Source organism: Pseudomonas putida, assembly GCF_002025705.1.
Taxonomy (GTDB): domain Bacteria; phylum Pseudomonadota; class Gammaproteobacteria; order Pseudomonadales; family Pseudomonadaceae; genus Aquipseudomonas; species Aquipseudomonas putida_J.
This window is the reverse complement of sequence record NZ_CP018846.1, coordinates 1,153,352-1,166,683: the sequence shown is the minus strand read 5'-3', so window position 1 is coordinate 1,166,683 and position 13,332 is coordinate 1,153,352. Positions and strand designations below refer to the sequence as shown.

The 13,332-nt window shown below is 50.8% G+C and carries 12 protein-coding genes; all 12 read right to left on the bottom strand.

The window, feature by feature from the left end; translation table 11 throughout:
• Nucleotides 1-10 precede the first annotated feature (10 nt).
• The 12 genes from wbjC to BUQ73_RS05295 are packed head-to-tail and all read right to left on the bottom strand — an operon-like array spanning nucleotide 11 to nucleotide 13,262.
• The gene (gene wbjC / locus BUQ73_RS05350; protein WP_079226968.1) at nucleotides 11-1,138 is read right to left on the bottom strand and encodes a UDP-2-acetamido-2,6-beta-L-arabino-hexul-4-ose reductase; all 1,128 of its coding nucleotides are present in this window, start codon (nucleotides 1,136-1,138) and stop codon (nucleotides 11-13) included.
• Between the two features lie 3 nt (nucleotides 1,139-1,141).
• Entirely contained in the window at nucleotides 1,142-2,176 is a 1,035-nt protein-coding gene (locus BUQ73_RS05345; RefSeq protein WP_079226967.1) for a polysaccharide biosynthesis protein, read from the bottom strand.
• Nucleotides 2,177-2,207: 31 nt separating this feature from the next.
• Nucleotides 2,208-2,990, bottom strand: coding sequence for an AglZ/HisF2 family acetamidino modification protein (locus BUQ73_RS05340; protein WP_079226966.1), 783 nt, complete (start codon nucleotides 2,988-2,990; stop codon nucleotides 2,208-2,210).
• A 14-nt stretch (nucleotides 2,991-3,004) separates the two neighbouring features.
• On the bottom strand, nucleotides 3,005-3,619 hold the full coding sequence (gene hisH / locus BUQ73_RS05335; protein ID WP_079226965.1) for an imidazole glycerol phosphate synthase subunit HisH: 615 nt from the start codon (nucleotides 3,617-3,619) through the stop codon (nucleotides 3,005-3,007).
• On the bottom strand, nucleotides 3,616-4,758 hold the full coding sequence (locus BUQ73_RS05330; protein ID WP_079230483.1) for an N-acetyl sugar amidotransferase: 1,143 nt from the start codon (nucleotides 4,756-4,758) through the stop codon (nucleotides 3,616-3,618). Before BUQ73_RS05330 ends, hisH begins: the two co-directional genes overlap by 4 nt.
• Before the next feature lie 2 nt (nucleotides 4,759-4,760).
• On the bottom strand, nucleotides 4,761-6,050 hold the full coding sequence (locus tag BUQ73_RS05325; protein ID WP_079226964.1) for a glycosyltransferase: 1,290 nt from the start codon (nucleotides 6,048-6,050) through the stop codon (nucleotides 4,761-4,763).
• Nucleotides 6,047-7,324 carry a hypothetical protein gene (locus BUQ73_RS05320; protein ID WP_152031508.1) on the bottom strand — a complete coding sequence of 426 codons (1,278 nt, stop codon included), beginning with the start codon at nucleotides 7,322-7,324 and terminating at the stop codon, nucleotides 6,047-6,049. Before BUQ73_RS05320 ends, BUQ73_RS05325 begins: the two co-directional genes overlap by 4 nt.
• A 40-nt stretch (nucleotides 7,325-7,364) precedes the next feature.
• Entirely contained in the window at nucleotides 7,365-8,432 is a 1,068-nt protein-coding gene (gene wecB / locus BUQ73_RS05315; RefSeq protein ID WP_079226962.1) for a non-hydrolyzing UDP-N-acetylglucosamine 2-epimerase, read from the bottom strand.
• Between the two features lie 33 nt (nucleotides 8,433-8,465).
• Nucleotides 8,466-9,710: an oligosaccharide flippase family protein gene (locus BUQ73_RS05310; RefSeq protein ID WP_079226961.1), complete on the bottom strand. Its 1,245-nt coding sequence runs from the start codon at nucleotides 9,708-9,710 to the stop codon at nucleotides 8,466-8,468.
• A complete protein-coding gene (locus BUQ73_RS05305; protein WP_079226960.1) occupies nucleotides 9,704-10,789 on the bottom strand; it encodes a DegT/DnrJ/EryC1/StrS family aminotransferase in 1,086 nt (361 codons plus the stop codon). Before BUQ73_RS05305 ends, BUQ73_RS05310 begins: the two co-directional genes overlap by 7 nt.
• Nucleotides 10,786-11,373, bottom strand: a complete 588-nt coding sequence (wbpD, locus tag BUQ73_RS05300) for a UDP-2-acetamido-3-amino-2,3-dideoxy-D-glucuronate N-acetyltransferase (RefSeq protein WP_079226959.1) — start codon at nucleotides 11,371-11,373, stop codon at nucleotides 10,786-10,788. Before wbpD ends, BUQ73_RS05305 begins: the two co-directional genes overlap by 4 nt.
• Nucleotides 11,370-13,262, bottom strand: a complete 1,893-nt coding sequence (locus tag BUQ73_RS05295; protein WP_237772741.1) for an acyltransferase family protein — start codon at nucleotides 13,260-13,262, stop codon at nucleotides 11,370-11,372. The genes wbpD and BUQ73_RS05295 overlap by 4 nt, the downstream gene beginning before the upstream one ends.
• Nucleotides 13,263-13,332 lie beyond the last annotated feature (70 nt).

The window sequence follows — 13,332 nt, the reverse complement described above, 5'->3', positions numbered from 1 at the left end:
AAACCTCAGTTCATGCCTTTGCCAAGTCGGGGCAGACTGGCAATGCATAGGTATCCGGTAGTTCGCGGTCGAAGATTTCATTGGCCCAGAGCATGACGATCATCTCGTCATCACCAACGTTGGTGATGTCATGGGTCCAACCAGGCACTGTTTCGACGATGGTTGGCGAGTCACCGCTGGTCTGCAGCTCATAGAATTCATCTGTGACCACGTGGCGGAAGCGGAAGCTGGCCTTGCCCTTGATCACCAGGAATTTTTCGGTCTTGGAGTGGTGATAATGACCACCGCGAGTGATACCGGGATGCGCAGTGAAATAGGAGAACTGACCCGCCTGCGGGGTTTTCAGCATTTCCACGAACACACCACGAGGGTCGCCGTATTTTGGCACTTCGTACGTGAACGATTCCGGCGGCAGATAACTCAGGTAAGTGGAATAAAGCGCCCGGACCAAGCCGACACCGACATTCTCGGTAACCAGCGTGGCGCGACTGGCGCGGAAGCGGCGCAGTTGCTCAGCCAGCTCGCCCACTGTTGTGCCGTAGACGGGCTCTACATCAACCATGCCAGGTGCTACCGCAGCACCATCCATGATGCTGATGAAGCACCGAACCACATCATCCACGTAGACCAGGTTCAGAGCAGCCGACCCGTCGTGTATCTGAACAGGCAGGTCACGTGCGATGTTGTGACAGAAGGTTGCTACAGCCGAGTTATAGTTCGGTCGCGCCCATTTGCCGAAGACATTAGGCAGACGGAAGATGTAAACCGGGCTGCCATGCTCATCTGCCAGTTCCAGTAGCGCGCGCTCGGCCGCCAGTTTGCTGATACCGTATGGGTTATCGCGTTCGGCCTGGATGGACGAGGTATAGAGCACTGCCGGCTTGCGCTCACATGCCCTCACCGCTTTACAAAGCTGCTCTGTGAGCTCGCTATTGCCGCTGGCAAATTCCAGTGGGTCTTGGGGCCGGTTAACCCCTGCCAGATGGAAGATGCAATCCGCCTCGGCGACTTTTTCCTGCAGTGTCTGCAGATCATCACCTCGCGCGAACAGGCTTACCTCGACATCCTTGCGCTCACCCAGGTGAACGAGCAGGTTGCGGGCAATAAAACCGTTGCTACCGGTAACCAGAACTTTCATTTATCACTCCTCCGGCGTTGCATGCTCGCCACGCTGGATGGCCTTGATAAACTCGAGTTTCAGCAGGAGTGCCTGCATGCCGGCGACGTCAAGACGCTCGGTATTGTGCGAGTTGTAGTCTTCGGTGTGAGAAATCTTTTCTTCGCCCTGCTCGACGAACTTGCTGTAGTTGAGGTCACGCAGGTCCGGTGGTACACGGAAGTAATCCCCCATGTCCTCGGCGCATGCCATCTCCTCACGGCTCAACAATGCTTCGTAAAGCTTCTCACCATGGCGCGTGCCAATGACCTGAATCGGGTGTTGGTCCTGCCCCAGCAGCGCGGTCAACGCTTTTGCCAGCGTCTGAACAGTCGCTGCGGGGGCTTTTTGCACGAACAGATCGCCGTTATTACCGTGCTCGAAAGCGTAAAGCACCAGATCCACGGCATCAGCCAGGGTCATCATGAAGCGGGTCATGTTGGGATCAGTGATAGACAGCGCCTTGCCGGCACGAATCTGATCGATGAACAACGGAATCACCGAACCGCGGGACGCCATGACGTTGCCATAACGGGTTCCGCAAATGACGGTTTTTGCCTCGTCGACGTTTCGCGACTTGGCAACCATGACCTTTTCCATCATCGCCTTGGAAATACCCATGGCATTGATGGGGTAAACAGCCTTGTCGGTGCTCAGGCAAACAACACGCCGTACTTCATTTTGAATCGCTGCTTCAAGGACATTCTCGGTGCCGATGACGTTGGTCTTCACTGCCTCCATGGGGTGGAACTCGCAAGACGGCACCTGCTTCAACGCCGCCGCATGGAAGATGTAGTCAACACCCCGCGTAGCGTTCAGCACACTCTGATAATCGCGAACATCACCGATGTAGAACTTCAGCTTGGCGTTGTCATAACGCTTGCGCATGTCGTCCTGCTTTTTCTCATCACGGCTGAAAATACGGATCTCCGCGATGTCACTGTCAAGAAACCGCTTGAGCACAGCATTGCCGAACGAGCCGGTACCACCGGTGATGAGAAGCTTTTTACCCTTGAACATATGATCTGACCCTTGCCACGCGCCTGAGGAGTTATCGAGCCCGCAGAGCTGAATAAATGATGTCGTCTTTCTGCTGAGCACTTGGATAGCTGATCAACACAGCGCGGTAGGCCCCTTTGAACACAAAGAAACTGCCCGCAGCCACGCCCACCACACCACATGCCTTGATTACGCTAGCCATGTCTTCGAGCGAACCGCCACCCCCAAGGATGGTGATCGGAATATGAACTGCAGCGCGAAGCTTGCTTGCCAGTTCGACGTCATAACCCTTCATCTTTCCGTCATTTTCGATGGAGTTGAGGACTATTTCACCAGCACCCAGCTGCTCGAACTCTTGGGCGACTTCCAGCACGCTGCGCTTGGTATTGCGCGTACCGTTGTGGGTCCAGACCTCTTGCGTCTTGCTCAGCAGACGAGACTTGTGGTCAAGCACCACGACCACACTTTGGCTGCCGATCTCTTCGGCAATCTGGGTAATCAGGCGAGGATTGTCGAGAGCTGCCGAACTGATGGCGACCTTCTCGACCCCCAACTGGATGATCTTCTTGGCTTGCTCGGCAGTGCGTATGCCGCCGCCGTAGCAAAGCGGCATGCGGCACTCTGCTGCCAGCTTGGCTATCTGCGTGTAATTCGGCTCGACACCATGCACGGTTGCGTCGATATCGACGACGATCAGTTCATCGGCTTCCTTTTCATTGAAGATCTTCACCGCATTGATGGGATCTCCGACGTACTTCGGGTCCTTGAACTTAACCGTCTTTACCAGCCCACCGTCCTGGATGAGCAAGCATGGAATGATCCTGGGTCTTAGCATTTATCAGTTTCCGCTCACAATTCCGCGAAGTTTTTCAACAGGCCTACGCCAAAATGATGGCTTTTCTCCGGATGGAACTGCACTCCGTAGACGTTTTCCGCCTGTACGGCACAGCTGAACTCCAGGCCATAGGAAGACATGGCTGCCCGATGCTGTTGTTGCTCGCACTCGAAGAAGTACGAATGGAGGAAGTAAAAGCGCGCCTCCTCTTCGAAGCCCTTGAACAAAACGTTTTCATTGAGCGCAGCCACGTCATTCCAGCCCATGTGAGGCAATGGAAGCTCCGCGAGGTCAGGTACCGACTTGAACGAGCGCACGCGCCCCGGCACCCAGCCCAACCCTGGTAACCGGCCCTCGTCGCTGCTATTGGCAAGAATCTGCATGCCGACGCAGATACCGAGTACCGGTACCTTGTGCTTTTGCACCAGCTCATCCAGCGTCGGCCGCATGCCCGAAGCATCCAGCCGCTCTATCGCGTGGTCAAAAGCACCAACCCCGGGCAAGATCAGCTTTGTTGCGCCGTCCAGCTGCGCAGCGCTCTGTGCGACTGCCACGGGGATGTGCAAGCGTCGATAGACGTTCACGAAGGCCTGAATATTGCCGAGACCATAGTCAATGATGGTAATCATCTGAACAGCCTTCTCTCCAGCCCGATTGCACTGAGCACGCGAGCGCCAATACCGATCAAGAAACGCTTGTTTTTGTAGTCATGGAAGGTCTTGTTCTGACCCTCGAAAATGCCCTGAAGCTCGGGCACAGTCAAGTCAAGCTTGTGAGCCACATACTCGAACTCAGACTTGAGGAAATTTTCGTCCAGCTCAGGCTTGGCGATGCGCTCAAGTGCTGCTTCGCGTGTCATCTGCCCGGTCATGATCAGGCTGGAGAAATGCGCACGTCGCTTCTCGTAACCGAATTTGCGTGGCATCCAGTAGTCTTCGTAGAAACGAGTGAACCGGGACTCGTGATGCTTGTGCTGGAATCGCTTCCAGCCGAACAGGCGCTCCAGCGTCGCTTCAGCTTCATGCTTGACGTACGGAACATGGTTCAATGGCCGGACAACTTGCATACCCAGAACATAGCGGTAGTAGATCTTGTACGAGAGAACATCCACCAACGGGAACGACTTGAGCTTGCGCTTGCCGAACTTGCCGTGAATGTCATTGATCAGGGTTGTGTCGATACCCGGGTAGGCGCCCCACTCTTCGGGCTCCCGGCAGCACTCCGTCGAGTAATTGCCACCGGTTAGCACATATTTGATCTTGTTCGCTTTGGCAAATTTGTAAAGGCCAGAGAAAAACGCGGTATCTTGCGGGATATCCTGGTCCGGCACCTGCGCCTTGAGGAAGGCCACTTGCAGGCTTTTCATCTCTTCCCAGTTGATAACATCGGTAAAAAGCTCGAGACCCAAGCCGTCAACCAGACGCTCGATATTGCCGACTGCCTGATCGGTATTCCACCCTGCGTCGACATGGAATAGCAGGGGCCGCAAACCCATTTTTTCCTTGGCGACATAAGCCAGGTAGGAACTGTCAAGACCGCCGCTCAGACCGATGATGCAATCGTAATCGCGCCCCTTGCCGTCAGCCTTGATTTTCTGAGCGATTTTCATCAACTCGGCTTCACCCGCCGAGCCAGTGTCCCAGTTAGGCTTGATATTATTGTTGAAGTTGTTGCAATACTCGCAAACACCTTGAGCATCAAAAGAGATATTTGGATCCGAAGTATCCATGATGCAAGACGTGCAAATTTTATAATTTGGGTTCTTCATGTTCATTTGTGATCTCTTGCCTTTACCTGGCCAATAACTTCCGCATACTGTGTCGCCTGCGAGCGCCGCGATAATCCTTGAGAAAACTCCGAAACCGAGTTGGGTTTACGCTCATAAAATTCGGCCTCACAAAATCTTTCAAAGAAGATTTCCGAGCGAACACCAATCACATTCTCTTCGCCTGCCCGCTTTAGGAAAGACCCCGCCAGCGTTTCAGTTGAAATATCACCTAACACGGGCCGACCCGCCCCCAGGTACTCAAAGAGCTTTGTAGTCAAGATACCTTGAGCACTCAACGTCTGGGTTGAAGACGTTTCTGCAAAAAGCAAATAATCCGCCTCGACAATCAAACGCAGAGAATCCAGATAAGGAACTGCTGAATAATAAGAGAATGCCGACGCAATGGTAGGATACTGTCGAGAGACAGCATCCTTGATCAAGTCCGCCCCCCCGTAATACTCAATGCGAAAGCGCTCAAACAACTCTGGCGAAACTTGTTTGAGCTTCACCAAAGCCTGCATGATATTATGTGGTACTCGACCCGGCGAGACGATACCCATGTAACGAAGCACTACCGTTCCGGCGGCTGAGGCCCTGGCTTGAAGTCTGGCCGCATCGAGAACTTCATGGTCGTAGCCATTCATGATCGTCGCCACGTTTTGCGACATGGTTCGATAGTACGAACTCATCGGCTCAGAAATAGTTACCAGTTGATTGGCACAGCCAACTAACCAACGGTCTATTTTGAGCTCCAACCATTTAGCAAATACCCCCCCTGGCATCTCGTGGCACTCGCTAAAGTGATCACGATAATCAAGAACACAAGGGACTTTAAACCGCTTCTTGCAAATAACCGCAGCGAGCAACATTGGCCACGGAGGCGCGGACCCAATAACAACATCCGCCTTGCTCAGAGCATCCTTGACACTCGAATTCATCCAAGGGCTGGCGAACGAAATTGCGAATGGCAGCCGAGGATCCGGCACTTGGCCGAACAGGTTCAAAACAACGTCTTTCACCCGCCGCTTCAAAGAAGGCCGCTCTGTATACATCGGCTCGAAAACGCCCGACGACTCTTGAGAGCTCTGCAAGCGACCGAAAGAATCAAGCTCTAAAACACGAACACCTTTCGGGTAAACTTCAGTAAAGCGACCATCGGAGGCAGTTTTACTCGTGGTAATAACCGTAACATCGTGCCCATCAGCCGCAAGATACTTCGAGATCGCCTCTACGCGTTTCGCACCAGAGCTATTCACCGGCGGAAAATAATGAACCAAAAAAACAATATTCATTCTACATGCACCTTTTGCACACTTGACGAATCGACTTGCTCGCCAGCAATAGCTCTATCCCCTGCGCCCAGGCTAACCCGAATCAACAAAGCATGTAACAACATGTACACAAAGCCGTTACTTATAAGCATACCTATCAGCGACGCGGAAAACAAGGTAAACGCGAACACCGGCCACAACGACTTAAATGCTATGTCGCCAGATAGCCTAAACCACCTGAACACCTGCCCGATCACCACGCTGAAAAGTATCACCCCCAGCCAGCCAAAATTAACAAACGCATCGGTGATGAATACAGCATTAGCATTGGCAATCTCATTCCAACTGCCAAACTGGTGCTGGAACACATAGCGCTCGATATTAATTCGCTCAGCACCGGTGAGAAGAGAAAGAAGAAGGCTAGTCGCCCCCATCAGGTATTCGCCATTAAAAATGTCAGCGTGAACCTGCAATGTATCTGTCGCCGTGAATAGCGGAACGGCGAAAGCGCGCCAGAGAAAATAATCCCCTCCCCCGGACGGTAAATAGGTAGCGGAAAAATACTCTGCCAACGGCGTGCTCTCTGCAACTGCGCCACCGCTATCCCCACCACCCAGAGATATAAAGACTGCGGCCAACAATACCAATACCGCTAGAGCCATGCATGTTATCAACGCTTTGAACGACAACCTACCCGATAAAGCAAAGCAGACCATGACGGGCATGAACACATTCAAAAAAAGCGACTTCTGCAAAAAGCTGATACAGAAAACGAACGCCACTAAAAGTAACGGATACCTGAGCGCTGATCTCTTGAGAAACATCAGCACCAAACTGTATGGAATCAACACGGTTGTGAAAATAGTGCTCAAATACAGCAAGGCGGATTCAAAACCACTCCGCCCCTTGAAAAAGTCCCCCCGCTGCTGACTAAGATCATCAGCACCTGCACCCTGAATTGCACTCAGCAACGGTATGGAAGGCGCAGTGTAAAACGTATAAAAAGCAAATACGAAAAAGAAAGCCCATACAACAAAATTAAATAGCCCACTCGACAAAATAACTCTCGGCGCCCCAGGCACGAATTGCCCGTCAAGCACAGAAAGCTTGAAACCTACAAAAAGGCTTATTATAGCCACGGCAGTAAGAAGCGAAAGCTTCAAAAAATACTCACTCACCCCTCCGTAAGAATACAAGAAAAATGGCAATATGCCGTAGGTAAACCCTACGGCACACACGAACAGGTAAAACCCGAATCGCGGGGAGAATAATTTTGCACCCAGACCTCTATACAATTGACTCACCCTTGCACATTAAGTATCGCTAAATTCTGAATCAAGCCAACTTTTTCAGCACCTGAACAATGTTGCCCGCTGCTTGACCATTCCCATACAAATCTTCACCAAAATCATGATCAACATTTGATCGAAGTGCTGCAGCGATTTTTTCTGCGGAAGCGCCTACAAGCACGTTTACTCCCTTTTCAGTAAGCTCCACCCATTCGGTCTCATCCCTCAGGGTGACGCAGAATTTTCCATGGAAGTACGCCTCTTTTTGCACCCCACCTGAATCGGTTGCAATCATCTTGCATCTGGACTCTAGCCAATTCATCTCGAGGTATCCCAGCGGGTCCACGACATGAATATTGCCTGAGAAAGCAATTCCCAGATCTTTCATTTTTTTACGCGTTCTCGGATGGAGAGGCAAAATGATTGGCAACTGAGATTCCTGAAGCCCTTGCACAATATTTCTAAGGCGCACCTCTGAATCTGTATTCTCGGCGCGATGGATTGTACAAAGAATAAATTCATGCTCTGCGAGATTGAGCGCCTCAAACCAGCTTGGCTTTTCGGCCTTGCTCTTGTAGAAGGCAGTCGCATCACACATCACATCACCAACGACATGAATCTTGTCCGCACTAATACCTTCGCGCTCCAGGTTTAGCTTGGCAACTACAGTCGGTGCGAAGAGTGCGCTAGAAACGTGATCCGTTAAAACCCGATTGATCTCCTCAGGCATTACACGATTGAACGAACGCAGCCCCGCTTCGACGTGTGCGATGGGTATGTGCAACTTAGCGGCAGCAATAGAACCTGCAAGGGTACTATCAGTATCCCCATAGACAAGCACCCAGTCCGGCTGCTCCTTGAGCATTAGAGCTTCAAGGCCCTCGATCATCTTGCCTGTGTTCTGCCCATGGGTGCCACCACCGAGACCCAGATTGTAATCCGGCTTCGGAATGCTCAATTCATCGAAAAACACATCCGACATATTATTGTCATAATGTTGCCCTGTATGAACCAAAATTTCTCTAACCGGAAAATCTGCCTCGGCGAGAGCTCTCGACACAACAGCAGCCTTGATAAATTGTGGCCTTGCGCCTACGACAGTGAATACTTTCATTTTTTATACAGCCCCCAAAACTCAATCCATTTTTTAATCTTTCAAAACCCGCAACGTCACAAGAACATTGACTGCATACATGATAAACATCAGCACACTAAACACCAACATACTCATGGCAAAGCTTGCGCCTGAAACAGCAGATACCAGCAAGCCAGAATTTGGCACGATGAGCCTAGCAAGGTCCCATTTCAATTGAACATCTTGCCGTTGAATAACATTCAACGTTTGGCTTAGCGGTGAAACCACAAACTGCCCGAAAAACATAGGAACCAGCACGAGCATGATCCCCGATGCCTCTGACCACTCCGCACCGAAGATCATATCAACTGCAAAATAAAGAACCACTGCCGCCAAAATAACCACAGGCAAGCCTGCAATCGTCAGGTTTCTTAATGACCGCTTGTAGAAGCTAAGGGCATCCGACCTGGAGGCCTCGACAACCCTTGGTATTTCAGACAAGTACACATTCGCAATTGCTGTCCCCAAAAACGCCATAGGCACGCCCATTGCTCGTTGTGCAAGCGCAAACAGGCCTGCTTCATGCATACCGAACGCGTAGATGATTACGAATGGGGAGATATTTAGCGCCATTGCATTCAGCATGGCTGCAGGCGCGGCCAAAAGCGGAAAATTTTTGTACTTTTTTGCAAGCGCTAACAGCCTGAGCCTGCTTGGAGCACTACGCCCCTTAAAGGCCCTGCTAATAATCCCCAAGCCAGCGGCAGCTTGACTAATTACATACCCAATAACTAATGCAAAACCGCCTAGCGACAATAGCCCAGCTGCCACCTGCAGAATAGATTGAACTACACTACGCTGAATATTGGCGCTGGTCAGCCCTTTAAAATCTTTATTTCTGATAGCGATGTAAGTCGCAATCTGAAATGCACCGGCAAACAATAAACCGGGAGGAACCAGCCAATAATAACCGTGGAGAGAGCCCGGAACCAACAACCAAGCCCCCCCCAGCAGAGCCATCGACGCCATTGCCAATCCGCCAAGGATATAAAAAGATAGCACCGCCACTTCAAAGGCTTGCTTTTCAAATTTTACTTGAGGAATGGCCAACTCAAACTTTAACGATGCAAGCGATATCAATATCGTTAGGGCCGATGTGAACGCCGCTAGCACTCCAAAGCTTTCTGGACTAAATAATCGCGTCAGGATCGGCGTGACAGCAACTATGATTCCTTGAGACACAAAGGCCCCGCCCGCCACCAAAACCACGGCGCGGGCAAATCCAGTATTGAATTTCGAGTATATTCGAGTCAGCATTTCTCAAGGGCTGCAGCGACAAGGTTGATCTCTTGCTCCGTGAGATACGGATGCATGGGCAAACTTAGAACTTGACCAGCAACTTCGTCACCCACATCCAAAACGGAGTTTTCATCCGCCACAGCTGGCTGTTTATTTAGGGGGATGGGGTAGTGAACCACACTAGGAATTCCTTCAGCGCTTAGCTTTTCCTGCACCGAAGGGCGATCAGCAACCCTTACTGTATATTGAGCATACACACTAGTAGAGTGCTCCTCTATGTAAGGCAGGCTTAGCAAGCCCAAGCCCTTCAATTTCGTTGCGTATAGACCAGCAACTTTCTGACGAAGAGAGATCTCCTCGTCGAAAATAGTTAATTTTTGCAAGATAATCGCTGCCTGGAGCGTATCCAAACGGCTATTCATACCTACCCGAACGTGATGATATCGACGATCCTGCCCGTGCCGCGCAATTTGCCGCAAAGCCAGTGCAATATCATCATCATCAGTGAACATAGCACCACCGTCACCATAGCAACCCAGTGGCTTACTCGGAAAGAAACTCGTACAAGCTACAGTACTAAGACTGCAGGAGCGTCTACCTTTATAAACCGCACCGAAACTCTGGGCTGCATCCTCGATAACAGGAATCTTGTGCTTGTTCGCAATCGCGTTAATCTTGTCAAAATCTGCACATTGACCGTACAGGGAGACAGGAATGATTGCTTTGGTTTTTTCCGTGATCCGCGCCTCCAACAGGCCCGGATCCATATTGAAAGTCTTAGGGTCGATATCAACGTATACGGCTTTGGCGCCAAGCACCGCAGCGGCCTCGGCGGTAGCGATGTAGCTAAATCCGGGAGTTATAACCTCATCGCCAGCTTTTACGCCTAAGGCCATGAGAGCAATTTGAAGAGCATCAGTTCCATTGGCACACGTAATGCAGTGCTTAACACCAACGAAAGACGCAAGCCTCTCCTCGAGCTCCGACACTTCTGGCCCTAAGATGTACTGGCCGTGACTTAGCACTCGCTGAATAGCCTCATCAAGGTTACCCTTGATTCGTGATTGCTGCTTTTTCAGGTCAATGAACTCGATCATTTAACGACTTCCATTTTGCAGATAACATTGCCTTGCAACTTATACGTTGCACCGCTGTGCTCACAGGTTACCGCTGCCTCACCGCTTAACGGTAAATCTAGCTGCTCTCCGTACTCACTCATCCAACCGATCTGACGAGCAGGAACACCAACCATCAGAGCATAGTCAGCCACATCACGATTTATCACGGCACCCGCCCCGATGAAAGCGAATTCACCAATAGTGACTCCGCAAACTACCGTGCAGTTTGCACCTAGCGTCGCTCCACGCTTTACCAAGGTGTCCCGATACTGATCTTTACGTTCAATCAAGGATCGCGGGTTATAAACATTGGTAAAAACCATGCTGGGCCCGCAGAATACACCCTCTTCAAGAGTAACATTATCATAGACCGAAACATTGTTTTGCACTTTACAGTGGTCGCCGATAACTACCTTGTTGCCGACAAATACGTTTTGCCCCAAGGAAACGCCTGCTCCAATGCGCGCACCCGCGCAGACATGCACAAAGTGCCATACACGCGATCCCGCACCAATCTGGGCGCCCTCATCGACGATCGCACTGGGATGTTGATAGTGGTTCATTGTTTAAGACTCACCTCAGATTGGGTTGACTCGAACAAGCTCTGTAGCTTCGCGCCAGCAAAATGCCCGTAGCGACGCGAGCCGACCTCATTCAAATGTTGATTATCCAAGTAAATCAGATCACCCTGGTCGTAAGGGGCATCTGCAAAAAAAGCCGAACTGGAGAAATCCACGTAGTGCACCGACTTATAACTTGCAGCCACAGCCTCGACCTGGCGATTGGCAATACGCCAGTCATCACCTAACACAAGAGAAGCGGGTAACCCGATTTCCTGAAATCGCCTGACACGCTGTACATTAGAACTGAACATCGGCACCTGACCCATGACAATAACTTGCTTGCCAGATCGCTCGAGATCATCTAAAAATGACTTCAGCGCCGTTACGAAAGGTGCGCTCTGCATCTGGTATTGCCACAGGGCAGCGATTATGAGTTTATCTGTATGCGGCAGCGCCTCTTCCACAGCAGCTATCTGTGCTTTGCAAGGTTCTCGAGCCCATTCAGGCAATCGCTCAATGTCAAAACCTGGAATAGGTACGCAGCTACTCGCTGTCAATACTCGATAAGCTATACCTAGTTCAGTACCAGCTTGATCAAAAAAATAATTTAGCTGGGCTGCATGGCTATCACCAATCACCAAGATGGAAGGCTGTACTTTTTCGGCACCTCGCTTGCAGTCCCCCACTTGTTGTCCATGACAAATCAATTCAGCGTCCGCATAGCGTTTTTGCTCTACGGGCAACGGGGAATCCAATAGCCGATTGCCATGGCGCGCGAGCAGGATAAGTATAAGCATCCCACCCGCTGCGGCAGCCCATTTAGCAAATGGTTTACCGATATTCGATTTCCTTCGCCCCGGCACTTCGACGAAGTTATACGACATCCAGGCCAACGCCAAAGATGCTACCAGTGCCAATACCACCCATCCCGAACCGAGCTCATAATGCCCCGTGTAATAGCGAATAAATGCTAGAACTGGCCAATGCCAAAGGTAGAGCGAGTAGGAAATACCGCCCAGCCAAACCAAGGCACGCGTCGAGAGCAAATCAGTAATAGGTCCGCGGCGCGCGATTATTATCGCGGCCGTTCCAACGCAAGGCACTATCGACAAAAAGCCTGGAAAGCTTCCTTTGTCGATGAATAGAAAACCGCCAATAAGCAGTGCCGCGCCCAACACACCGAGAAGCGCCGACAATGGTGAGGATATTGCCGTATGGCGCGCGCCAATCGCTACGATTGCCCCAACCATGAATTCAGGCACACGTGCTACTAATGAAAAATAGAGTTTATCCTGATGACCCGATAAAACCTGAATGCCCGACCCCACAAACAAAACCAGCGCAATCACTGATAACACCGGAAGATGCCAGGGCCGTGGCAAAAATAAAATCAGTAACGGGAAAAATATATAAAACTGCATTTCGATGGCCAGGGACCATGTATGCAGCAAAGGCAACTCTTCGGCCTTGGGCGCAAAATAACTGCCAAACTCAGCAAAATAGTGATTACTGAAGAAAAGTGCGGCAGACTTAAGGCTTCGATAAAAAAAACTGAAATCAGGTGGAAGGAACAGAATGGCTGAAACCACGCAGACAGTCGTAAACATGACAGCATATGCCGGCACAATACGCTTGACACGACCAACATAAAACGCCAAAAGGTCAACCTGGCGGCCAGGCTCTGTCAGGAGAGTCGTAATAATAAAGCCGGATATGACAAAAAATACATCAACACCAATAAAGCCAGCCTTTAGCCACGCCCCGTTCACGTGATAGAGAATGACAGCCAATACAGCCACCGCGCGCAATCCCTGAACATCCAGGCGGATGCCCCCAGTCGATTTTGGCGAACCCGATAGGACAGATAGGCGTGGATTGATGGTAGCCAAGCTAGTGTAGACCTTGTAAATGTAATTGATTACACGCTGATTCGGGTGGCCAATGACCACCCGAATATTT